Annotated in this window: 20 protein-coding genes and 1 riboswitch; of the genes, 9 read left to right on the top strand and 11 right to left on the bottom strand. The window is 69.7% G+C overall.

What is annotated here, in order from left to right; all coding sequences use genetic code 11:
• Nucleotide 1 precedes the first annotated feature (1 nt).
• Entirely contained in the window at nt 2-589 is a 588-nt protein-coding gene (locus tag ABT061_RS10005; protein WP_350914760.1) for an alkaline shock response membrane anchor protein AmaP, read from the top strand.
• 52 nt (nt 590-641) lie between these two features.
• On the top strand, nt 642-1,037 hold the full coding sequence (locus ABT061_RS10000) for an antibiotic biosynthesis monooxygenase family protein (protein ID WP_350914758.1): 396 nt from the start codon (nt 642-644) through the stop codon (nt 1,035-1,037).
• 123 nt (nt 1,038-1,160) lie between these two features.
• Here ABT061_RS10000 and ABT061_RS09995 read toward each other — a convergent pair whose 3' ends face one another.
• Nucleotides 1,161-1,757, bottom strand: coding sequence for an HD domain-containing protein (locus tag ABT061_RS09995; RefSeq protein ID WP_350914756.1), 597 nt, complete (start codon nt 1,755-1,757; stop codon nt 1,161-1,163).
• A gap of 355 nt (nt 1,758-2,112) precedes the next feature.
• On the opposite strand from ABT061_RS09995, the gene ABT061_RS09990 reads away from it, so the two are divergent.
• Nucleotides 2,113-3,642 carry a heparinase II/III family protein gene (locus tag ABT061_RS09990; RefSeq protein WP_350914753.1) on the top strand — a complete coding sequence of 510 codons (1,530 nt, stop codon included), beginning with the start codon at nt 2,113-2,115 and terminating at the stop codon, nt 3,640-3,642.
• Between the two features lie 150 nt (nt 3,643-3,792).
• Here the strand turns inward: ABT061_RS09990 and cimA are convergent, their stop codons facing one another.
• Nucleotides 3,793-5,367, bottom strand: coding sequence for a citramalate synthase (gene cimA, locus ABT061_RS09985; RefSeq protein ID WP_350914750.1), 1,575 nt, complete (start codon nt 5,365-5,367; stop codon nt 3,793-3,795).
• A 277-nt stretch (nt 5,368-5,644) separates the two neighbouring features.
• Between cimA and ABT061_RS09980 the strand changes: the two genes are divergently transcribed.
• Nucleotides 5,645-6,298 carry an O-methyltransferase gene (locus ABT061_RS09980; protein ID WP_350914748.1) on the top strand — a complete coding sequence of 218 codons (654 nt, stop codon included), beginning with the start codon at nt 5,645-5,647 and terminating at the stop codon, nt 6,296-6,298.
• Nucleotides 6,299-6,412: 114 nt separating this feature from the next.
• A complete protein-coding gene (locus ABT061_RS09975) occupies nt 6,413-6,988 on the top strand; it encodes a Uma2 family endonuclease (RefSeq protein ID WP_350914746.1) in 576 nt (191 codons plus the stop codon).
• A gap of 232 nt (nt 6,989-7,220) precedes the next feature.
• On the opposite strand, the gene ABT061_RS09970 is transcribed toward ABT061_RS09975, so the two are convergent.
• On the bottom strand, nt 7,221-8,315 hold the full coding sequence (locus tag ABT061_RS09970; RefSeq protein WP_350914744.1) for a branched-chain amino acid aminotransferase: 1,095 nt from the start codon (nt 8,313-8,315) through the stop codon (nt 7,221-7,223).
• Nucleotides 8,316-8,486: 171 nt separating this feature from the next.
• Nucleotides 8,487-9,533 (bottom strand): 3-isopropylmalate dehydrogenase, encoded by a 1,047-nt coding sequence (locus tag ABT061_RS09965; RefSeq protein ID WP_350914742.1) that lies wholly within the window; start codon nt 9,531-9,533, stop codon nt 8,487-8,489.
• 141 nt (nt 9,534-9,674) lie between these two features.
• Nucleotides 9,675-9,905, top strand: a riboswitch (cyclic di-AMP (ydaO/yuaA leader).
• Between ABT061_RS09965 and ABT061_RS09960 the strand changes: the two genes are divergently transcribed.
• On the top strand, nt 9,893-10,489 hold the full coding sequence (locus ABT061_RS09960; RefSeq protein WP_350914740.1) for a C40 family peptidase: 597 nt from the start codon (nt 9,893-9,895) through the stop codon (nt 10,487-10,489). (Overlaps the previous riboswitch by 13 nt.)
• Nucleotides 10,490-11,120: 631 nt before the next feature.
• Here ABT061_RS09960 and serA read toward each other — a convergent pair.
• Nucleotides 11,121-12,710: a phosphoglycerate dehydrogenase gene (gene serA, locus ABT061_RS09955; RefSeq protein WP_350914738.1), complete on the bottom strand. Its 1,590-nt coding sequence runs from the start codon at nt 12,708-12,710 to the stop codon at nt 11,121-11,123.
• 232 nt (nt 12,711-12,942) lie between these two features.
• Here serA and ABT061_RS09950 point away from each other — a divergent pair, with 232 nt between their 5' ends.
• Entirely contained in the window at nt 12,943-13,797 is an 855-nt protein-coding gene (locus tag ABT061_RS09950; protein WP_350914735.1) for a hypothetical protein, read from the top strand.
• Between the two features lie 121 nt (nt 13,798-13,918).
• Here ABT061_RS09950 and ABT061_RS09945 read toward each other — a convergent pair whose 3' ends face one another.
• From ABT061_RS09945 to ABT061_RS09935, 3 genes are all read right to left on the bottom strand, one after another.
• Nucleotides 13,919-16,540 carry an FtsX-like permease family protein gene (locus ABT061_RS09945; RefSeq protein ID WP_350914733.1) on the bottom strand — a complete coding sequence of 874 codons (2,622 nt, stop codon included), beginning with the start codon at nt 16,538-16,540 and terminating at the stop codon, nt 13,919-13,921.
• A gap of 40 nt (nt 16,541-16,580) precedes the next feature.
• A complete protein-coding gene (locus ABT061_RS09940; protein WP_350914731.1) occupies nt 16,581-17,288 on the bottom strand; it encodes an ABC transporter ATP-binding protein in 708 nt (235 codons plus the stop codon).
• Nucleotides 17,289-17,427: 139 nt separating this feature from the next.
• Entirely contained in the window at nt 17,428-17,949 is a 522-nt protein-coding gene (locus ABT061_RS09935) for a PadR family transcriptional regulator (protein WP_350914728.1), read from the bottom strand.
• An 88-nt stretch (nt 17,950-18,037) separates the two neighbouring features.
• Between ABT061_RS09935 and ABT061_RS09930 the strand changes: the two genes are divergently transcribed.
• Nucleotides 18,038-18,586, top strand: a complete 549-nt coding sequence (locus ABT061_RS09930; RefSeq protein ID WP_350914725.1) for an FHA domain-containing protein — start codon at nt 18,038-18,040, stop codon at nt 18,584-18,586.
• 64 nt (nt 18,587-18,650) lie between these two features.
• Here the strand turns inward: ABT061_RS09930 and ABT061_RS09925 are convergent, their stop codons facing one another.
• The gene (locus ABT061_RS09925; protein ID WP_350914722.1) at nt 18,651-20,048 is read right to left on the bottom strand and encodes an MFS transporter; all 1,398 of its coding nucleotides are present in this window, start codon (nt 20,046-20,048) and stop codon (nt 18,651-18,653) included.
• A 335-nt stretch (nt 20,049-20,383) separates the two neighbouring features.
• Between ABT061_RS09925 and ABT061_RS09920 the strand changes: the two genes are divergently transcribed.
• On the top strand, nt 20,384-21,253 hold the full coding sequence (locus ABT061_RS09920) for a CAP domain-containing protein (protein ID WP_350914720.1): 870 nt from the start codon (nt 20,384-20,386) through the stop codon (nt 21,251-21,253).
• Nucleotides 21,254-21,437: 184 nt separating this feature from the next.
• On the opposite strand, the gene ilvC is transcribed toward ABT061_RS09920, so the two are convergent.
• The gene (gene ilvC / locus ABT061_RS09915) at nt 21,438-22,418 is read right to left on the bottom strand and encodes a ketol-acid reductoisomerase (protein ID WP_343970053.1); all 981 of its coding nucleotides are present in this window, start codon (nt 22,416-22,418) and stop codon (nt 21,438-21,440) included.
• A gap of 39 nt (nt 22,419-22,457) precedes the next feature.
• Nucleotides 22,458-22,982: an acetolactate synthase small subunit gene (gene ilvN / locus ABT061_RS09910; RefSeq protein WP_343969953.1), complete on the bottom strand. Its 525-nt coding sequence runs from the start codon at nt 22,980-22,982 to the stop codon at nt 22,458-22,460.
• Nucleotides 22,983-22,984 lie beyond the last annotated feature (2 nt).

Here is a 22,984-nt window from a genome sequence, read left to right as displayed (position 1 = left end):
CATGGACGACAAGACCGCCCGGGGCAACCGGCTGGGGCTGCTGCTCGTGGGACTGGCGCTGATGGCCCTGAGCGCCCTGGTGATGGCGCGCGGCGCGGGGGCGTTCCCTCCGGCCGTGGCGTCCGCCCGCGCACCACTCGTGGACACCCAGACGCGTGCGGCGTTCGCCCGCTACGACCCGTGGCTGTGGTGGGTGGTCGCCGCGGCGGCGATAGTGCTCGCGCTGTTCGGCCTGCGCTGGCTGCTGGTCCAGGGACGCCGCCGGAGGCTGAGCGGCATCCGCCTGGACGGCGGTCCCGCCGGGATCACCGAGGTGGACGCGCACAGCGTGACCGACGCGGCGGCCGCCGAGGCCGGCTCGCACCCCTCGATCATCGGCGCCACCGCCGCGATGATCGGCACGAGCGAGCACCCCGCCGTCCGGATGCGGGTGGCGGTCGCCGAGGACGCGCCGATGAGCGCGGTCCGCGAGCAGCTGAGCGGGGTGGTCATCCCGCACATGCGCCAGACCCTGGAGACCGAGCGCATACCCGCCGTCGCCCGGGTGAGCCTGGGGGACGCGCCGCACCCCCGCAGGACCGTCACCTGACGGAGCGCCGATCATAGGGTGATCAGGGAAACCAACGCTTCGAGGAGACGATGTGCCTTCGGTCGTGAAGATAAACGTGCTGACAGTGTCCGCGGAGATGCGCGAGGAACTGGAGCGCCGCTTCTCGGGACGGGCGGGAGTGGTCGAGTCCGCGGACGGGTTCGAGTGGTTCGAACTGCTCCGCCCGGTGGACGGCACCGACCGCTACCTGGTCTACACCCGCTGGCGTTCCGATGAGGACTTCAAGCGCTGGACCGAGAGCCAGGCCTTCCAGCGCGGCCACGCCCAGGCCGCCGCCGAGGCCGGTCAGGGCCAGGGTCATGGGCATGGGCAGGAGGCGGCCGGCCCGGCCCAGGGGCACGGCCACGGGCAGGGCCCGGCAGCCTCCGGGGCCGAGCTGTGGTCGTTTGAAGTCGTACAGAGCACCGGGCCCGCGCCCGGAGCCTGATCGCTCGCCGAGGGGCGCCCGACCGGCCCGGCCGGGTTTCGAGACGATCGGACGATCCCGTCCGAGTCCGCGTTGAGCGGGTAGGCCCCGCTCCCCTCGTTTCCGGGAGCGGGGCCGACCCGCTCAGCGGTCCAGAGGGTTGGCGGCGATCCGCTCGGCGATCCCCGAGCGGACGAACCGCCCGGCCAGGCTGTCCGGCTTGCGCGCGGCCTGGTCCGCGAGGCACCCGGCGAACTCCGGGCCGATCCCCAGCCTGGGGTAACGCTCAAGCACCTCGGCCCGGAGCCCGGCGGGGAAGTCCTCCGCCCCCCGCCCGGAAATGTCCAGCCCGGTGGACAGTTCGAGCAGGTGCCCCTCGGGATCCCACCCGGGGTCCACGCCGTCCCACATGTGGCGTACGACGATCTCCGACGCGCGCACGCGGCGCTCGACGGGCCATCCGGCCCCGGCGGCGAAGACCCATGCGACATGGCCCCCCGCCTCCTCGAACGGCACGGTATGGCTGTCGAACTCCTTGACCAGGCCGATGTCGTGCATCATCGACGCGACGTACAGCAGCTCGGCGTCGAAGGCGATGTCGTTCATCGCACCGTGGGCCGCCGCCCACAGGTAGGCGCGCACGGAGTGGTTGAGCAGGGCGGGCGAGCAGTAGGCGGTCGCCACCTCCAGCGCGCCGCGGGCGGCCGGTGTGTCGGGGATCACGATGTCGGCGAGTCTCATACGCCCAGCCTGCCGAAACGCGGTTACGCCCGCGAGTGGCCGCAGGAACATCGACCGGCAGGATCAGGTCACTCGCACCGGGAAACCTGGGAAACCCGCATCTAGTTGCTAACGATGTCCCGGAAGCACCCATCCCGACTTGACCGGTTTGGTGGGATTCGGACAGCATGATCCACTCCCCTCGTTCGGCCCGGAAGGAACTGGCGTGCGCCGCCGCACACAAGCACTCGCTCTCTCCCTTGTCCTCTTGACGACCTGTGGCGCCACGGCCGGCACCGCGGAAGCACGGGAGGTAAAACGCACCGCTGAGTGCCAGGGTGACTGGCTACCGGCCACGCCGACGGCGGCGGACATCATGAACGGCGAGGTGGCCTTCCTCGACCTGGCCCCGGTGAAGATCGGCAAGAACGTCGACTGGCGCACCGACCCCTACCGGAACCGCTCCTGGAGCATGGTCTTCCACTCGCTGCGCTGGATGGGCCGCCTCGTCGCCGACTACGAGACGAACGGCAACGAGGCGTACCTGGCGCGGGCCGTCGAGATCGCCAAGGACTGGGTGGCCGACAACCCCCGCGGTGGTGCGGGGGCCAGCCCGTACGCCTGGCAGGAGCACCCGATCGCGCTGCGCGCCCCCGCGCTGGTCTGCCTCAGCAAGCACGTCAACGAGTCGTGGCTGTCCCGCAGCCTGGCCGAGCACGCCAAGATGCTGTCGGACCCGAAGCTGTACGAGAAGGGTCACAACCACGGCATCGACCAGGACATCGCGCTGCTCGGCATCGGCTGCCGCTATGGCCGGGATCAGTGGTCCAGCCTCGCGATCAGGCGGCTCACCGAGACCGTGAAGCTCGACATCGACTCCCAGGGCGCGCTGCGCGAGCAGGCCCCCCGCTACGCGATCTACGTCTACGAGCGGCTGAAGGTCGCGATGGACAACATCAAGGCGTGCGGGCGGAAGGTGCCCACCGACATCTCACGCCGCTGGGAGTCGCTGGAGGACTTCATCTCCCACTCCACCCAGCCCGACGGGTTCATGGTCCCGATCGGCGACGGCGGCGCGGACGTGCGGCCTGTCGGCTACTCCCACCCGAAGAAGACGGTGCGGGTGTTCGGCAACGGCTACGTCTACGGGCGCACCGCCTGGGACAAGCCCGAGTCGGCGTTCTACTCCATCCGCTTCGGGCCCGGGATGAAGTACCACGGCCACGAGGACCACCTGGGCGTGACCTACTACGCCCAGGGCCGCGACGTCCTGGTCGACGTCGGCTTCGACTCGTACGAGAACAGCGGCTACCGGCACTGGACGATGTCGGCCGAGGCGCACAACACCTCGATCGTGTCCGGGGCCAGGTTCCGTGGCAAGACCGCCACCACCCTGAGCAGATCCTCGATCGGGTCCGAGCGGCAGAGCTACCGGCTGACCGACAGGGCCTACGGCGTGCCCAGGACCCGCTCGGTGCTCGTCAACCACGGCAATGACCTGATGGCCGTGCTGGACACGGTCCCCAAGGGCTCCTCGGTCCGCAACATCTGGCACTTCTCCCGCGACCTGTCCACCGTCTCGAACAGCGGCGGCCAGGTCGTGGTGAAGGACAAGTCGGGCTGGAAGGCGACGCTCGTGCAGGTCTCGATGCCCTCCTGCAAGCCGGTCGGCGGGCTCAAGGTGATCCGCGGCCAGAAGAACCCCTACCAGGGCTGGGTCTCCTCCGCCTACCTGCAGAGGCACCCCGCGCCCGCGGTCGTCGCCCCCGCCGCGGGCGACTCCGTGCTGACCGTGCTGGTGCCCGGCACCGGCAAGCCGTCGCTCTCCTGCGCGGGCGGCAAGGTCAGCGTGGAGACCTCCGAGGGTCCGGTGAGCTTCCGCGTCGGCGGCGCCGACCTCTCCTGACGGCCTTCGGCCCCGAGCGCCCCCGGCCGGGGGCGCTCGGGGGCGATCCGGGACGCTCACGCCCGCCAGGTCAGGAGGGGCGACCCCGAACCTGAGCCGCCCGGTCACGCCCTCCGGAGGGTCTCCCGTGCGCGCCCTTCGAGGGCCGCCTCAGTCGGTGTGGCCGGCGCGCAGCAGGCCGTAGGTGACGGCCTGCTCCAGCGCCTGCCAGGACGCCTCGATGATGTTCTCGTCGACACCGACGGTGGACCACTCCCCGGCCGCGTCGCTGGAGGTGATCAGCACGCGCGTGACGGCGTCGGTGCCGTGCGTGCCCTCCAGGATGCGCACCTTGAAGTCGATCAGCTCGACCCCCGCCAGCTCGGGGTAGAGCCGCTCAAGTCCCTGCCGTACGGCCCGGTCGAGGGCGTTGACCGGACCGTTGCCCTCGCCGGTGGCGACGATCCGCTCGCCCTTGGCGTGCAGCTTCACGGTGGCCTCGCTGACGACCTCGCCGCCGCGGTTCTGCTCGACGATCACTCGCCAGGACTCGACCTGGAAGTGACGCCTGCGCTCGCCCGCGACGGTGTCGCGGAGCAGCAGCTCGAAGGAGGCGTCGGCGGCCTCGAAGGTGTAGCCCTTCGACTCCATCTCCTTGACCCGCATCACCAGCTCCCGCGAGGTGTCGGGGGCCAGCTCGTAGCCCAGCTCGCGGCCCTTGAGCTCGACCGAGGCGCGTCCGGCCATGTCGGAGACGAGCATGCGCATGTCGTTGCCGACCTCGGCGGGGTCGATGTGCTGGTAGAGGTTGGGATCGACCTTGATCGCGCTGGCATGCAGCCCGGCCTTGTGCGCGAAGGCGGAGACCCCGACGTAGGGGGCGTGGGAGTTGGGGGTGACGTTGGTGACCTCGGTGATCGCGTGGGCGATCCTGGTCATGTCGGCCAGCGCCTCCCTCGGCACCAGGTCGAATCCCCGCTTGAGCTGCAGGTTGGCCACGACCGTGAACAGATTGGCGTTGCCCGAGCGCTCCCCGTAGCCGTTGGCGCAGCCCTGCACGTGGGTCGCGCCCGCCTTCACCGCGGCCAGGGAGTTGGCGACCGCGCAGCCGGTGTCGTCGTGGCAGTGGATGCCGATCCTGGCGGACGTGCCGACGGCGGCCTGCACGACCTCGGCCAGTTCGTCGGGGAGCATGCCCCCGTTGGTGTCGCAGAGCGCGATGACCGAGGCTCCCGCCTCGGCGGCGGTGCGCAGCACCTCCAGCGCGTACGCCGGGTTGGACTTGTAGCCGTCGAAGAAGTGCTCGGCGTCGAGGAAGACCCGCTGGCCCTCCGCGTGCAGGTGGGAGACCGTGTCGCGGATCATCGCGAGGTTCTCCTCCAGGGTCGTGCGGAGGGCCAGCTCCACGTGCCGGTCGTGACTCTTGGCGACAAGGGTCACGACCGGCGCGCCGGATTCGCGCAGCGCGGCCACCAACGGGTCGTCGGCTGCCTTCACACCTGCCCGGCGGGTCGCGCCGAACGCGGCGAGCTGCGCGTGCTTCAGGTCGAGCTCTGTTTGAGCTCTCCTGAAGAACTCTGTGTCCTTGGGATTGGCCCCCGGCCAGCCACCCTCGATGAAACCGACGCCCAGGCCGTCCAGGTGACGCGCGATGGCCAGCTTGTCGGCCACCGTGAGATTGAGCCCCTCCTGCTGGGCTCCGTCACGGAGGGTCGTGTCGTACACATGGAAGCGGTCGTCGGCCATGTCGTTCTCCTTCGCGGTTCGATGATTCGCCGCGCGCTCATTCGGCTCCGAGAAACAAAAAAACCCCTCACGGACGTGAGAGGTCTGCGCGCTGGCGGTGTCCCTTTTCAGCCAGCGCGCCTGCCGATAATGAGCAGACCGTAGAACATGATGCTTTGGAGTCTGCCACACGCTGACAGCATCTGACACATCGATCTTAGGATTTGAGACCCGCGATCCGCCGACACGGCTCGGGTTCACCCCCCGCGACCACCTCGTACCGACCAGAATGAGGCCCATGAAGGCGACCTACCTCGACCCCGCCGTGGGGCAGTATCTGCTCGCGCACACCACCCTGCCCGACGACGTCCTCGACGCGCTCGCCGTCGAGACCCGCGAGCTGACCGGCGACAGCGCGGGAATGCAGATCTCCCCCGACCAGGGGCGCTTCCTCACCATGATCGCCCAGATCGGCGGCGCCGGGAACGCGGTGGAGGTGGGCACCTTCACCGGCTACTCCTCCATCTGCCTCGCCCGCGGGCTCGCCCCCGGCGGCCGGCTCACCTGCTTCGACGTGAGCGAGGAGTGGACGGCGGTCGCCCGGAGATACTGGGAGAGGACGCAGGTCTCCGACCGCATCGAGCTGAGGATCGGCCCGGCGGCCGAACGGCTGCGCGAGCTCCCCGAGCACCCCGGGGTGGATCTGGCGTTCATCGACGCCGACAAGGTCAACTATCCCGTCTACTACGAGATCCTGATGTCGCGGCTGGTCCCCGGCGGGGTGATCCTCGTCGACAACACGCTGTGGAGCGGCCACGTCGCCGATCCCGGCAGGGACGACGAGACGGTCAGGCACATCCGCGAGTTCAACGACATGGTCAGCGCCGACGGGCGGGTCACCTCGATCATGCTCCCCATCGCCGACGGCCTCACCATGATTCGAAAACACTGACGAGAACTTTTCCAAACCCGGGGCGGGCGCAAACCTTTTCGATTACTTTAAGTGACGTGCAGAACACGTTGTGCCCACCCGCGCGGAGGGAAGGATGACCCTGTGGGACTACTCATGGAAAGATCGATCGCCTACCAGATCACCGATCAGGGCGAGCTCGAGCGACTCTACCTGGAGCTCGTCGAGCGATTCGAGAAGCATCGAATCGAAATCATCAACGGCCGGATCGTGGTGAGGGAGATGCCCACGATCGCTCACGCCGACGTCGTGTACCAGCTCATGGCCCAGCTCATACCGTTCTCCATGGAGAAAGGATGGCGCGTCTACCCGGAAGCCAGGCTACTCCTTCAGGTGCAGGCGGACCGCTTCGAACCCGACCTCATCGTCGTTCCCCCGAACCCTCGCCTCTGGGATCCCAGCCATGTGTACGCGAACGCCACGCTGCTGGTCGCAGAGGTCGTCTCCCCGAGCAGCGTTCACGATGACCATGTGGTCAAGCCGCGGGCCTGCGCGCTCGCGGGAGTTCCGCTCTACCTGGTGATCGACACCTTCGCGAACCGTTTCAGGCTGCTCAGCCGACCGGGCCCGGAGGGTTACGCCGACGAGATCACCGAGTCGATCGGCAAGCCTCTTGAGCTGCCCGCGCCGTGGAACCTCACGGTCGACACCGGCAAGCTGATCGAAGGATAGACCCGCTCACGGAGGAGGCCCGGCCAGGCGGAGACCCGGCCTCCTCCGGCTGCCACCGAGGTGACCGACCGTAGACGTGTTGGCCAGGTCTCCTCGCGCCCTTTGGCGGCACCTGTCGCCGTGCTGCCCCACTTCGCACATGTGGGGCATCATCCCGGGTCAGATGCCGCGTAAGAGCCGACACCGCAGGTAACCGCCCCGGGTCAATCGGGGCCGCACGCGGAACGCGGGACTAGCAGATCTTGTGGACCCAGTTGTGCGGGTCCGGGCGGGAACCGTACTGGATGCCCACGAGTTCCTCGCGGATCCGCTCGGTGACCGGCCCCTGGGTGCCGTCGCCGATCGTCCAGGCGCGGTCGGCGCCCTTGACCGAGCCGACCGGGGTGACCACCGCGGCGGTGCCGCAGGCGAAGACCTCGGTGAGCTCGCCCGACTCGCAACCCCGCTGCCACTCCTCGATCGACAGCCGCCCCTCCTCCGCCCGCAGGCCGAGGTCCGAGGCCAGAGCGAGGATCGAGTCGCGGGTGATGCCCGGCAGCAGCGTGCCGGTGAGCGCCGGGGTCAGCAGGCGGTCGCCGTAGACGAAGAACAGGTTCATCCCGCCCATCTCCTCGACGTAGCGGTGCTCGCTCGCGTCCAGCCAGACCACCTGGTCACAGCCCTGCTCGACAGCCTGGCGCTGGGCCACGAAGGCCGCCGCGTAGTTGCCGCCGCACTTGGCGAAGCCGGTACCGCCGGGGGCCGCGCGGGTGTACTCGGTGGAGAGCCAGACGCTGACCGCCCGCCCACCACCGAAGTAGGCCGCCGCCGGAGAGGCGATCACCATGTACTTGTAGGTCCTGGAGGGGTAGTTGACCCCGAGCGCAGGCTGCGTGGCGATCATGAAAGGGCGCAGGTAGAGGCTGTGTCCGGGCGTGGTCGGCACCCACTCGCGGTCGGTCTGGACGAGCAGTTCCAGCGACTCGACGAACGTCTCCTCGGGCAGCTCGGGCATGGCCATCCGCAACGCGGAGGTGTTGAAGCGGGCGGCGTTGGCCTCGGGGCGGAACGTCACGATCGCGCCGTTCTGCTGGCGGTACGCCTTCATGCCCTCGAAGAGCTCCTGCGCGTAGTGGAAGACCGCGGTCGCGGGGTCGAGGCTGAGCGGGCCGTACGGCATGAGCCGGGCGTCGTGCCAGCCCTCGCCCTCGGTGTAGTCGATCGAGATCATGTGATCGGTGAAGACCTGGCCGAACCCCGGAGCCGCCATTACCTGCTCGCGCTCGGCCGCGGTGCGAGCGTGGTCGGAGAGCTGCACGTCGAAGCTGAGCTTCTGAGCGGTGGTCATGACGCGGATCCTTATCTTGATGTCTGGCTTACCCTCGGGTCCATTCTGCGTTGGACCGGGTAACGGGAAACTACTGCATCCATGCCGAAAACCGGCAGTGCGTGGGAAACAAAAAGCGCCCGGCGGCTCGTAGGAGCCGCCAGGCGCATCGGGGTCGAGGGGGCGGCTTCCTCAGCCGGCTACTCGCGCGGTGATGTCGTCACCGATCTCCTGGGTGGTCCGGCCGGCCCAGCCGGCCAGCCGCTCGAGCAGGTCGTCGGCGACGGCCTGCTCGACCCGGGCCGCCTCGTCGGCCAGTCCCAGGTGGTCCAGGAGCATGGCGACCGACAGGATGGTGGCGGTCGGGTCGGCCTTGCCCTGGCCCGCGATGTCGGGGGCGCTGCCGTGGACCGGCTCGAACATGCTCGGCGCGGTGCGGTCGGGGTTGACGTTGCCGCTGGCCGCCAGGCCGATGCCACCGGCGATCGCCGCGCCGATGTCGGTGAGGATGTCACCGAAGAGGTTGTCGGTGACGATCACGTCGAAGCGCTCCGGCTGGCTGACGAAGAACATCGAGGCCGCGTCGACGTGGCAGTAGTCGGTCTGGACCTCGGGGTACTCCACGCTGACCCGGTCGAACGTGCGGGCCCAGAGGTCACCGGCGTAGGTGAGCACGTTGGTCTTGTGGACCAGCGTCAGCTTCTTGCGGGGGCGGGCCACCGCCTTCTCGAAGGCGTAGCGCACCACGCGCTCGACACCGTAGGCGGTGTTCAGCGACTCCTGGGTGGCGATCTCGTGCGGCGTGCCGCGGCGCATGGCGCCTCCGGCACCGGCGTAGGGGCCCTCGGTGCCCTCCCGGATGACGATCATGTCGATGTCCTCGGGGCGGGCCTTGCCCAGCGGCGTCTCGACGCCGGGGAAGAGCTTGACCGGGCGGAGGTTCACATAGTGGTCGAGCTGAAAGCGGAGCTTGAGCAGCAGGTCGCGCTCCAGGATGCCCGGGGGCACGCTGGGGTCGCCGACCGCGCCGAGCAGGATCGCGTCGTATCCGCGTAGCTCGTCGAGCAGCGGGTCGGGCAGGGTCTCGCCGGTCTCGTGGTAGCGCTTGGCCCCGAGGTCGTACGTGGTGGTCTCCACCTTGGTGCCGACCGCTTCGAGGACCTTCAGACCCTCGGTGACGACCTCGACTCCGATCCCGTCCCCGGGGATGACCGCCAGGCGAATGTTACGCGAATCCATGCAGGCACCTTACCTGTCCGTCTCGGTGATCGAACACCGGTCTCACTCTTCGGACGTGTCCGCACGTCCACCCATGTGATCGTTTTGTCCTTTTTTGCTCCCTATTGACCGTTTCGCGAGGTTTCGTTATCGTCCTCCCCATTCACATCGATGCCTAATCCGTACGGACCACCCCCTTACCGGCCCGTACGGAGCCGGGGAACCACTTTTTCCGGGATCCACCGGGCCCCCGGGAACCCGCTCCTCCCCCGGAGCGCGCTCCCGGCCGCCATCACGGGATTCCTTGGGGCGAATCGGCGCACTCTCGCGCCGTAGGGCGGCCTCCACGCCCGAGCCCGACAGCTCACCCGGCCGGCCTTATGGAAGGAATCATCCTGTCCGGCAAGATGTACTCCCGCGTCCTGTCCATTCTCGTCTCAGGTGCCGCGGTGTTCGCGGCCTCGGCCATGGCGCCGACGGCGGCCCTGGCCGCCGCCCCTCTCCCCTCCCCCGAAGCTCCCGCACTCGGCACCGTCAGGCTGAAGGCGGCAGTGAAAAGCGCGACCCCCAGGCCCGCCTGGCAGAAGGCCGTGAAGTGGGCCATGTCCAAGCGCGGCACGCCCTACGTCTGGGGTGGCACCGGCAACGGCGGCTTCGACTGCTCAGGCCTGATGCTCCGCGCCTACGGCGCCGCCGGGATCAAGCTGCCCCGCGTCACCAACGACCAGTACGCCGCCTTCTCCAAGAAGATCGCCTGGAAGGACCTCAGGGCCGGTGACCTGGCCTTCTTCAGCGGCCTCGGCCATGTCGGCATGATCACCAGACCCGGTTACATGGTCCACGCCCCGCGGAGCGGCGACGTGGTCAAGGAGGAGAAGCTCAGCGCCTGGCGCCGGTCCTCCTTCGTCGGCGCGGTGCGCCCCGATCCGCAGGGGGTCAAGTCGACCGAGCAGATCGAGATCGCGACCGGCGGATGAGACACGCCGGCTGATCAGCCGCGGGAACCCCGCCGGCGCTGGGAACAGGTTCAGCGGATGGGGGAACCACCGTTGTCCCGGCGGTCCAGGGCGGTCTGGAGCGCCTCGGCGGCCTCGTCCTTGACCTCTTCGGCGTGGTTCCAGGGATACATGTCGTACATGGCGAATCTCGTCTCGGTCGCATGCGAGCAGGGGCAATGGTCGAGACTCCGATCAGGGCTCCGACCAGGCCTGATGTCACGGGTCCGGGTCACGGACCGGTGATCTGGGGCGTGGTGCCAGAGAGTTGCCGGCCCACCCCTGTCAGGCCCCGTCGCGGCAGGCTGGGACCTGGCGCATTTCATCCCAGGCTACCTGGCGGCCGGAACACCGTCTCGCCCGGCGTACACACTTCTCACATACTGAGACGAAAGGTGGCCGCCGCCCCGCGATGCGGGGCGGCGGCCACCTCGGTGGATCCTTTGCCTATCGGGCCCAGGCCCTGTCCCTTGGATCTTTTGCCTACCGCGGTCGCCCAGGCGGCGCCTCGCCGCGTTGTCGTCGGTCACCGCAGCACGCTACGGCTCCCTCCTCCGCCCTGCGAGACACCGCCTGACCGATCCTCGCCACGGCAAGATCCGCGGGGCAGGCCCTAGTCGGCCAGGTCGACCGAGCGGCCGCTGTCGGCGCCGATCTCCGCGCCGATCTGGTCGATCACGTCGGCCGGGATGGCGGTGTCGACGGTGAGCGCGATGAGGGCCTTGCCGCCCTTGACGTCCCGGGCCACCTGCATCGAGGCGATGTTGATCGAGTGGTCGCCGAGGATGCGGCCGACCACGCCGACGACGCCGGGGCGGTCGGTGTAGGTGAAGAACGACAGGTGGTCGGTCGGCTCGATCTCCATCTGGTAGCCGTTGACCTCGACGATCTTCGTGATCTGCCGCGGACCCGACAGGGTGCCGGAGACCGAGACCGCACGGCCGTCGGCGAGGACGCCGCGGACCGTCACGACGTTGCGCCAGTCGGGGCTCTCGGCGCTGGTGACCAGCTCGACCGAGACGCCGCGGTCCTTGGCCAGCAGCGGGGCGTTGACGTAGGTGACGGAGTCCTCGACCACGTCCGTGAAGACACCCTTGAGCGCGGCCAGCTCCAGCACGCGGACGTCGTGGGCGGCGATCTCGCCGCGCACCTCGACGTCGAGCTTGGTGGCGACCTCGCCCGCGAGAGCCGTGAACACCCGGCCGAGCTTCTCGGCCAGCGGCAGGCCCGGCTTGACGTCCTCGGCGACGGCACCGCCCTGGACGTTGACCGCGTCGGGCACGAACTCCCCGGCCAGGGCGAGCTTCACGCTACGCGCCACCTGGGTGCCGGCCTTCTCCTGGGCCTCGTGGGTGGAGGCGCCCAGGTGCGGGGTGACGACCACCTGGTCGAGCTCGAAGAGCGGGCTGTCGGTGACCGGCTCCTTCGGGAACACGTCGATGCCGGCCCCGGCGACGCGGCCCTCCTTGATCGCGGAGTAGAGGGCGTTCTCGTCGATGATGCCGCCGCGGGCGACGTTGACGAGGCGGACGTTCGGCTTGACCGCGTGCAGCTCCCTGTCACCGATGAGGCCGATGGTCTCCTTGGACTTGGGCAGGTGCACCGTGATGAAGTCGGCCTCGCGCAGGGCCTCCTCCAGCGTGACCAGGCGGACGCCCATCTGCGCGGCGCGGGCCGGCTGCAGGTAGGGGTCGTAGGCGATCAGCTCGACACCGAACGGCTGGAGGCGCTGCGCGACCAGCTGGCCGATCTTGCCGAGACCGAGGATGGCGACGACCTTCTCGTCGAGCTCCACGCCGGTGTACTTCGAGCGCTTCCACTCGCCGCCCTTGAGCGCGGAGTGCGCCTGGGCGACGTTGCGGGCGGAGGCGAGGATCAGCGCGACGGTGTGCTCGGCGGCGCTGGTGATGTTGGAGGTCGGCGCGTTGACCACCATGACGCCTGCCTTGGTGGCGGCCTCCACGTCGACGTTGTCCAGACCGACACCGGCGCGGGCGACGACGCGGAGCTTGGGCGCGTGGGCGATCGCCTCGGCGTCGACCTGCGTGGCGCTGCGCACGATGAGCGCGTCCACGTCGGCGAGCGCGGGCAGGAACTGGGCACGGTCGGCGCCGTCGGTGTGGCGGACTTCGAAGTCCGCGCCCAGGACCGCGAGACCGGCCTCGGAAAGTTCCTCGGCGACCAGTACGACGGGCTTGTTCACAGGCTGGATCCTTACTAGGCGGTGAGGGTGCACGGACCTCACGTAGTCTATCGGCGCTTGTGAACGTATTCACGAGTGTCCCGAGATGCGAGACGCGACCGCCTCCATGATCCAGCACGCCGGTACCCGCCCCTGACGCATCCCATGCGCCAAAAATTCAAGTTGGTCTTGATCCTAAGAAAACTTCGCGATTACCCTGATAAGCCGTGGGTCACTACCTATCGTTCCTCATATGAGCATCGGGAACCCCGCTCTCGGCAACGTCCTCGCGCAGCACGGCGAGCCGCACCGGCTGCTGGCGGCGCTTGCCGAATGGGGACTCCTGGTCGCCGTGCGACCTGACCGCTCCGTCGTGCTCGGCACGACGCAGGCCGGTGAGCGTGTCCTGCTCGGGTACACCTCGGCGGACACCTACGCGCGGCACCGTGGCGGCCACTCACTGTCGGCGTGCGACGCCGACACGGTCCTCGACATCCAGCGGGTCACCGGCGTGCGGGAGATAGTGATCGACGCGGCGGGACCCGCAGCCGCGGCCGTGCCGATCGAGGATCTCCAGCGGTACCTGCTCTCGAAGCGCAGCGGCCCCGCGCCCGTGCTGTCGAGCGCGACGCCGACGGCGTACGCGACCGGGGCGATGGCCACGGTCTCGCGTCCCGCGCCGGTGCGCCCGCAGCGGACGCCGGTGCCCGCCGCACCCGCCCAGCCGTGGATCCCCGCGCCCCGGCCCCATCTGTCGGGGCCGATGCAGATGGTGGATCCCGGCTACCGGCGGTGCGAGCACCCGATCCTGCCCGCGCTGCGCGCCGCGATCTCGCACCTGCTCGTCGACTACCCGCTCGTCCATCACGTGTGGATCTCCGAGGCCAGCACCTCCTCCGGTGCCCCGGGAATCATGCTGCACGTGAAGGTGCACATGTCGGCGGCCGAGGACGTGGTCAGGGACATCCATCGCGGGGTGCGCGCCCGGTTGCCGCAGCTCGCCGCGAGCGAGGCGCCGATCCTGATGGCCAGGGTCGCCGACGCCCGCAGCGAGCAGCGGATGGTCGAGCTGGGCGCGCACGTGGTCTGCGCCGACGTCACCGACTGACTCCGGGCTCGCGGGACACGAAGACCTCCGTGTGTGGTGTGGAGCCTAGACACCTCCACCACATCGGAGGTCTTCGCTATTGATCAGGCCCAACTGTCAACAACGTTCGTGGTCAACACAGCTAGCCGGTCCTGCGGGTCAGGGTCACCCTCGCACGGGTGAACACCCCCGCCAGCAGAGCCGCCAGCACCGGCAGACCGATCACCACGGCCGCGAGGAGAAGCCAGGGGATCTCGACCGTCGGCACGCCCGGCGGGAGGAATGAGAAGACCCCGTGTGTCCGAACCGCCATAGGCCAGGTCGCGGCGACTCCCGTCACGGCGCCGGCCACCGCGCCGATCAGCACGCCAAGCCCCGCGATGAATCCGGCCTGCCCGGCGACGACCAGCCTGCGTGTGCCTGGCGGCGCCCCGACGGCGGCCATCGTGGTGAGGTCGGGCCGCATGTCCGCCGCCGCGAGCCCGGTGGCGACGAACGTGCCACCCAGCACCAGGATGACCGCCGCGCCCAGGAGCAGCCACATCTCGGGGACGATGTCGCCTTGGAATCCGCGCTCGACGGCGACGTAGAGGTCGGCCCCGGGAACCACTGCCGCGAGTTCCCATTCCAGCGTCACTCCCTGCCGTTCGGTGAGCCGGCGTGCGGCCGGGTCGACGTACAGGACGCGGGGCTCGGTCTTCAGCCCGGCGTTCCGTACGGCGGCGATTGGCAGCACCGCGACGGCGTGCCGGGGATCGGCGGCCCTGGCCAGGACGGCGGGAACCACGATGTTCCTGGGTATCGCGGTTTCGTCGTCGAACACCACGGCCTCTCCCAAGGGGACCGCGGTCGCCGTCACGACGGGGTTCAGGGTGAGCTTCCCGTCCCGCACCAGGCGGGGATCGAACACCACTGCCTTTCCCGAGGCGAGCGCGGCCGCCGCCACGGGGTCCCGCCGTCCCTGCACGAGCGTGAGCAGCCGTTCGTCTCCGATGGGAAGATTTCCATAGAAGCGTCTCCTCTCGTTCTCGGCGTTCTCAGCGGTGGGCCGGATTTCCATCCAGACGGACGCCCCCCTGGTGTCCTTGAGCACGGCGGCCTCGACCAGTGGCACCCCGGGCAGCACGCGCCCGACGGTGGCTCTCAGCGTGGCCCACCGGTCGTCGTCGAGGTCACCGGCCTCGATCGTCGTGCTCCCGGCCGGGACGACCGCCTGGAAGGCGTCCCGGTTCTGGGCGAAGTTACTGTTCACCGCGATGCCGGCCGCGACGACCGTGGCCGTGGCGGTCATCACCGCCGCGACGGCGGAAGCGGTGCGGCCCCGGTGGCGGGAGGCGTCGCGGGCGGCCAGCCGGAAGGGTAGCGGGAGCCGGGCGGCCAGGGCCGCGGCACTCCTGACCAGCCTCGGTGCCAGTGCGACCAGCCCGAACTGGGTAAGGACCGCGGCGGCGAAGACCCAGACCACGTCGTACCTGATGGACAGGACGGTCGCCGCGACTCCGGCCGCGAGGAGGATCAGACCCAGCACCGGGCGGCCCACCCGGTCGCGCACCATGCTCCGGCGCTCGCCGAGCACCGCCGCCACGTCCTGGCGGGCCGCCTGTACGGCGGGCACCAGGGCGGCGACCACCCCGCTTCCCGCGCCGAGCAGGGTGACGCCCACGATCGGGAGCCAGGGGATCTCCAGTGGGCCGATCGTGCCGATCAGCCGGCCCGCCTCCAGTGCGGCCGAGAGCGACGCCAGGCCCACGCCGAGGACCAGGCCGAGCGCCGCGGCCCCGCCGCCGAGAACGATGCCGTCGGCGAGGACGATCAAACGCAGCTGCCTCGGTGAGCCGCCCTGGGCGGCGATCAGCGCGAGTTCCCTGCGGCGGCGCCGGAGGCCGACCGCGAAGGCGGGGCCGGCCAGCAGCACCACCTCCAGCACGATCATGACCCCGGCGAGTCCGATCGCCACGGGCCGGTTCTCATTGCCCGAAGGCGTGAGCCAGTCGCGGTCGGGCGGGTTCTCGATGACGGCGCGGGACTGGACCAGGAGTCCGACCGCGTTCAGCCGCTGGACGACGGCCCCGGTGACCGGTCCCGGGGTGTCGACCAGCCAGTTGGTGCCCTGGGTACCGGGTTGGGCGAAGAGCAGGGTGCCGGGGAGCCCGACGATCTCCGTGGCACGGGTCCGGTGCGGGTGCTCGATCACACCGACGACCCTCATCGGTTTCCTGTCCCGCGTGACCTCCAGCGGCGCGCCGAGGCGAGCCCCCCGCCCCAGTAGCTCCGGGGTCACCGCGATCTCCTGGGCGGAGGCCGGGAACCGGCCCTCGACCAGGCGGTACATTCCCGCAGTCAGAGGGTCTCGCAGGTCCACCTCGCGCGCGCTCACGTGGTCGCGGCCGTCGGCGGCCAGGTAGTCGACGCTGCCCTCGTTCGCCGGGAGGAACCGGACCCCGGGCCCGAGGAGATCTCCCACCTCGGCCTGTGTCCTGGGCCGCGCGGGACCACTGGACGCCTCGTTACTCGACCACATCCGGCCTCTGATGTCCTGCCTCACCTCCCCCTGCACCGAGGCGATCCGGATCAGGGCGTCGGCCGTGCCGAGGTCGGCGGTGAGGCCCTCGCGGGGGTTGATGTCGGCGGTCTCGACCAGGGTCAGGAAACCCGTGATGACGAGAACGGGCAGGCCGATCATCAGCATGATCAGCGCGCTGCGGCCGCCGGCCCGCAGGGCGTCCCTGCGGGAGATCCGCAACGCGGCGAGGAGGGCGCTCATCTGTTCCTCCCGCCTCGCGGCCGGGTGTCCGTTCGCGCGCTCATCGGGCGCTCTCCAGAGGGACGGCGGTGGAGTCGGCGATCTCGCCGTCGCGCAGGAAGACCACCCGGTCGGCCCAGGCGGCGTAGCGGGGTTCGTGGGTGACGAGCAGCACGGCGGCTCCCGCGTCGCAGCGGGTGCGCAGCAGCCGGAGGATGTCGTCGCCGGTCGGGGTGTCCAGCGCGCCGGTGGGCTCGTCGGCCAGCAGCAGCCGCCGCTCCCCGACCAGCGCGCGGGCGATGGCGACCCGCTGGCGCTGGCCGCCGGAGATCTCGTCGGGGAAGCGGTCGGCGACCTCGCCGAGGTCGACCTCGGCGAGCACCTCCAACGCCTCTCGGCGGGCGACCTTGAAGGCGACTCCGTCCAGCTCGCGCGGGAGGGTCACGTTCTCCAGCGCGGTGAGCGAGGGGATCAGGTTGAGGTCCTGGAAGACATAACCCACGTGCCTGCGCCGGAGCCCGGCGAGCTCCCGTACCGACAGGCTCGCCAGCGGCGTGCCCTCGACGGTCACCGATCCGGAGGTGGGCCCCTCCAGGCCGCCGGCGAGGTTGAGCAGGGTGGACTTGCCCGACCCGGAGGGGCCCATCACCGCGACCAGCTCTCCGGCCTCGACGTCGAGGCTCACCCCGCGCAGTGCCGTCACGGCCTGCGATCCCGCACCGTGCGTACGGGTCACCTCGGCGAGCCGCACGACGGGGCCGAGGGTCATCTGGGTCCCTCCGGCGTCCGGAGCGCTGGATTCGAGTGGGGGAAGGATGTCAAGTCTGTCTCCTACGTCTGAAGGGCCCGCGTCGAGATCCCGTGGCCGGGACCTGGCGTTCCCGGGCCTGTTTCCGGAAAGCCCGCACCTAGGGGGTCGGAGGTTCGGCAGTGGCCGTGAGCACGGCCTCGCAGTGGTCGAGCCAGCGCTGTTCGGCCTCGGCCTGGAAGATCATCGAGTCGAGCACCAGCCGCTGGGCCGGGCTCTCGACGTTCGCGCGCTTGGCGCGGACGAACTCCTGCAGCGTGCGCATGGTCGCGGTGCGCTGGGCCTGGATGATCGGCCGTACGTCCGCGGCGGCGGTGACCGCCATCGCGAGCTTGATGACCAGCTCGTCCCGAGGCCGGTCCGACTGGACGACGGGGGTGCCGAACCATCGCTCCATCTCGGCCCGACCGGCCTCGGTGATCGAGTAGACGACCCGGCCCTGCTCGTCCTGCTCACCGGGGCTCACCAGGCCGTCGCGCTCCATCCGGGAGAGCGTCGTGTAGACCTGACCGATGTTGAGCGGCCAGGCCGCCCCCGTCGACGCCTCGAACTCGGCGCGCAACTGGTAGCCGTAGCGAGGTCCCTGGCTCAGCAGGGCGAGGAGCCCTTGTCGAATCGCCATACATACTGAGTATGCATACCCAGTATGTCAGTTGCAAGAGATCTGCATATTCTGGACAGGTTCCGCCCTTGGGGCCGATACTCGGAGGATGAGCTCGACGCATCCCCCGTCCCGCGCCTCCGACGGGGATCGCGATCGTGCGATCAACGAGCTCCGTGACCGTGCTGTCGAGGGGCATCTGTCGCACGACACGTTCCTCGGTCGCGTCGATATGGCCCTGCGAGCGCGCAACCAGGGCGAACTCGACAATCTCGTCGCTGACCTGCCGCAACGCGGCCGGTTCCGCCGCATGATCACCGAGGTCGTCGCCTCGGCCTCCGACTTCACCAAGCGGGTGGAGTCGGCCTGGCGGCGTCCCAGGCTGCCCAGGCTGGCACTGCCCGCCGACGACCGGGCCCGCTACGTGGTGGGCCGGGGCTCCGCCTGCGACCTGGTCCTCGCCGACCTGACCGTCTCCCGGGTGCACGCCGAGCTCCGCCGCGACGAGGACGGCTGGGTCCTCGTCGACCTCGGCTCGTTGAACGGCACCCGGCTGAACGACTGGCGCCTGGTCGGCCCGGCGAAGGTCCGGCCGGGCGACGTCGTCTCCTTCGGCGACTGCGGCTTCCTGATGATCACGCCTCAGCTGTTGTCATGACCCCACCGCCCGGCCCTCCCGGGTCCGGGCCGCGATCACCCCGAACCGGACCCGGTCATCCTCCTCAGTCGGCCTGGGTCTCCGCCGCTCCGGCCTCGGTCTCCGCTGCCTCGGTCACCCCGGCTCCGGCCTCCCTGAGTTTCTCCGCGGTCAGGGTGTAGCGCATGGTCAGCAGGATGCTGACCACCATCAGCAGCGCGGGCAGCAGCGTCGCGCCGTACAGCACGGCCGTGGTCGCCGACTCGGGCTGCGCGACCGGTGTGGCGGGGTCGGACTCCACGAATCCGGTCGCGCCGAGCAGCCAGCCGAGGATGAGCGCGCCGAACGCGAAGACCACGGTCTCGGCGGCGGTCCAGAGCCCGGTGAACACCCCCGCACGCCGCTTTCCGGTGACCAGCGTGTCATGGACGATCACGTCCGAGAGCATCGAGAACTGCAGCAGCTGGAAACCCGCGTAACCGATGCCGACGAGAAGCACGCAGGCGTGCGCGTACACCGAGCCGAGCGGTCCCGAGAAGACCATCCCGACGGTGCCCACCGTGAACAGCGCCGACGACAGGATCATCGCCCCGCGCTTGTCGTAACGCTTGGACAGCCAGACCCAGAGCGGCATGGTGATCAGCAGCGGGCCGACGAGGCTCACGAAGAGCGTGGTGGTCGCCGCCGGATCACCCAGCGTGTAGGTGGCGAAGTACGGTGCACCGGCCAGCATGATCCCGGCCGCGAGCATCTGGGCGCAGCTCAGCCCGAGCAGCACCATGAACGTCCCGTTCGAGCGGGCGGCGGTGAACTGGGCGCCGAGCGACGGCTCCGCCTCGGCCCGCGCGACCATCGGGGCGCGGGCCGTGCCGAAGAAGGAGGCGAGCATCGACAGCAGCAGCGCCGCGCCGACGACCAGCCCCATGGTCCGGTAGCCGGAGACCTCGGTGCCCGCGATCACCGGCGCGACGGCCCCGGAGAGCAGGATCCCCAGACCGACGAAGACCATCTTCCACTGCAGCAGGGAGGAGCGCTCGTGGTAGTCGTCGGTCATCTCCGCCGGCATCGCCTTGTACGGCACCTCGTAGAAGGCGTAGGCCGTCGCGGTGAGGAAGTAGCAGAGGCCGACGTACAGCGCGGCGGACAGGCCGGTGAGCGGAGGGCCCGCGAAGGTGAGCGCGAAGGCCACCGGCAGGGTGAGCGCGCCCAGCAGCATCCACGGGCGGCGGGCCCCGAAGCGGGAGACCGTCCGGTCGGAGCGCTGACCCACCCAGGGGTTGATGAACATGTCCCAGAGCTTGGGGAGGAAGGCCACCACCCCGGCGATCCAGGCGGGAATCGCCAGCACGTTCGTCATGTAGAAGAGCAGCAGCAGCCCGGGGACGGTGGAGAAGGTCGCGGTGCAGATCGAGCCGACACCGTAGCCGATGCGCACGCCGCGCGGCACGGTGACGACGGCGGGGGATGGCGCCGGGGAGATCATGCCATATTCAATCGCAGCGAGCGACCGCTTGGTAGGCCCCGGGCAACGTGAATATTTTTTCCCTTCCGCTCCGAGGGGCACCCTTCGCCCGACCCGGTCCAGTCGATCTCTATACCGACCAATGTCATGAATGTCCAGCTCAGACAGGCCACAAAGGGACTTTCTATGGCAGATCGCCCCAAATTTGGACCGGTGCATCGCCGGTCCCAGACGCCTATGTGATCACTCTGGTTTACCTGGAGCCCATAATTAATGTCGGTAATTTGCTGACAAGCCCGATCTGTCCCCGACAGAATGCGGAACCGTCCAGCGTCTCACCAACTGGAGGAACCGACATGCGCAGACCGCTAGGGGTACTGCTGTGCCTCGGGAGCCTGGCGGCCCTCAGCACGCCGATCGCCACCGCGCACGCCGCGGCCGCCCCCCTGGCCGAGTGCCGCGTGTACGCCGCCAAGCCGTACGTCACCGCGGCGGGACGGATCCAGGCCTCCGCCGCCCGGCTGGGCTGCGACGACACCGCGCTGGTCCGCATCCGCATCAAGCGCGCCGTGGCCGGCGCCGACCCGGTCGTCAAGAGCGCCTCCCTGCGCGGGACCAACGGGCGGGTGACCGTGAGACTGGCGTGCGCCCCCGGCGTCTACTACTCCGTCGTCACCGACTACCGGGGCAGCGTCAGCCGTTCCAAGGCCGTCAGGCTCGCCTGCTCCCCCGCGGCCACCCCGACCCCGAGCTCCACCTCCACCGCCCCGGCCCCCACCCCGACGGCCACCACCGAGCCGACACCGGCTCCGTCCCCCACCACCCCCGCACCGGGAGGAGGGTCCGCCGTCTCCGAGGAGGTGGTGCGCCTGACCAACGCCGAGCGGCAGAAGGGCGGCTGCGCTCCACTCGTCTCCGACCCCCAGCTGCGCTCGGCCGCGCAGAGCCACTCCGCCGACATGGCCGCCAAGAACTACTTCAGCCACACCTCGCCGGACGGCAGGGACCTGACCACCCGCATCAAGGCGAGCGGGTTCAGCCCGATGCGTGCCTGGGCCGAGAACATCGCGATGCGCCAGCGCACCCCGGCCGACGTGCTCCAGAGCTGGATGGGCAGCACCGGGCACCGGGCCAACATCATGAACTGCGCCTACACCCATCTCGGGGTGGGCGTGGCCACCGGCTCCCAGGGCATCTACTGGACCCAGATCTTCGCCAAGCACTGAGCATCACCGGGCACCGGATCCGGGCGGGCGCCCAGCCCGGCCGGACCCGGCGTCCGACCGGCTCTCCCACCCCGGCCAGGGCGGGAGAGCCGGTCGGCCATCCGCACCGGAACGGCCCGCGCCCCCGCGACGTGAACTCGTCGCGGGGGCGCGGGCCGTACGGGGTGCCCGGTGCGGGCGGCTCCTACTTGAGCCAGCTCATCATCGGACGGAGCTTGGCACCGGTCTTCTCGATCGGGTGCTCGGCGAGCTCCTCGCGGTAGGCGGTGAACTTCTTCTGGCCGCTGTCGAACTCCTCCACCAGTTCCCTGGCGAACTCGCCGGACTGGATCTCGGCGAGGATGCGCTGCATCTCCTTCTTGGTCTCCTGCGTCACCACGCGCGGGCCGCGGGAGTAGCCGCCGTACTCGGCGGTGTCGGAGACCGACCAGTACATCTTGTGGATGCCGCCCTCGTACATCAGGTCGACGATCAGCTTCATCTCGTGCAGGCACTCGAAGTAGGCGACCTCGGGCTGGTAGCCCGCCTCGATCAGGGTCTCGAAACCGGCCTTGATCAGCTCGGACACGCCGCCGCAGAGCACGGCCTGCTCACCGAACAGGTCGGTCTCGGTCTCCTCCTTGAAGGTCGTCTTCAGCGCGCCGGCGCGGGTGCCGCCGATGCCCTTGGCGTACGACAGGGCGAGGTCCAGGGCGTTCCCGCTGGCGTCCTTCTCCACCGCGACGAGACACGGCACACCGCGGCCCGCGGTGTACTGGCGGCGCACGAGGTGACCGGGGCCCTTGGGGGCGACCATGGCCACGTCCACACCCTCCGGCGCCTCGATGAGGCCGTAGCGGATGTTCAGGCCGTGCCCGAAGAAGAGCGCGTCGCCCTCGACCAGGTTCGGGGCCACGTGGTCGGCGTACAGGTGGCGCTGGATGTGGTCCGGCGCGAGGATCATGGTCAGGTCGGCCTCTTCGACGGCCTCCGAGGGCGTGAGCACCCGCAGGCCGTCGGCTTCGGCCTTCTCCCGGCTCTTGGAACCCTCGGGCAGGCCGACCCGGACGTCCACGCCGGAGTCGCGCAGCGAGAGCGCGTGGGCGTGGCCCTGGCTGCCGTATCCCAGAACGGCGACGTGCCGGCCCTGGATGATCGACAGGTCGGCCTGGTCGTCGTAGAAGATCTCAGTCACTTGCTTAACCTTTCGGATTTCTCGGGTGCGTTACGCGGTCCGGTCCAGGGCCCGGAGAGAACGGTCGGTGATGGAACGGGCGCCGCGGCCGATGGCCACCATGCCCGACTGGACGAGCTCCTTGATGCCGAACGGCTCAAGGACCTTGATGAAGGCCTGCAGCTTGTCCGGCGTGCCGGTGACCTCGATGGTCACCGCGTCCGAGGAGACGTCGACGCAGCGCGCCCGGAACAGGTTGACCAGCTCCAGCACGCTGGAGCGGTTGTCCGCGTCGGCCCGCACCTTGATCAGTGTGAGCTCGCGCTGCACCGACTGCGCCGGGTCGAGCTCCACGATCTTCAGCACGTTGACGAGCTTGTTCAGCTGCTTGGTGACCTGCTCCAGCGGCAGGTCGGCGACGCTGACCACGATGGTCATCCGGGAGATGTCCGCGTGCTCGGTCGGCCCGACCGCCAGCGAGTCGATGTTGAATCCCCTGCGGCTGAACAGCGACGCGACGCGCGCGAGCACGCCGGGCTTGTTCTCCACCAGCACGGAGAGCGTGTGCCTGCTCATGC

The organism is Streptosporangium sp. NPDC002544 (genome assembly GCF_040295965.1).
In the GTDB taxonomy this organism is placed as follows: domain Bacteria; phylum Actinomycetota; class Actinomycetes; order Streptosporangiales; family Streptosporangiaceae; genus Streptosporangium.
The sequence above is the reverse complement of the archived record's forward strand: the minus strand, read 5'-3'. Positions and strand labels throughout refer to the sequence as shown.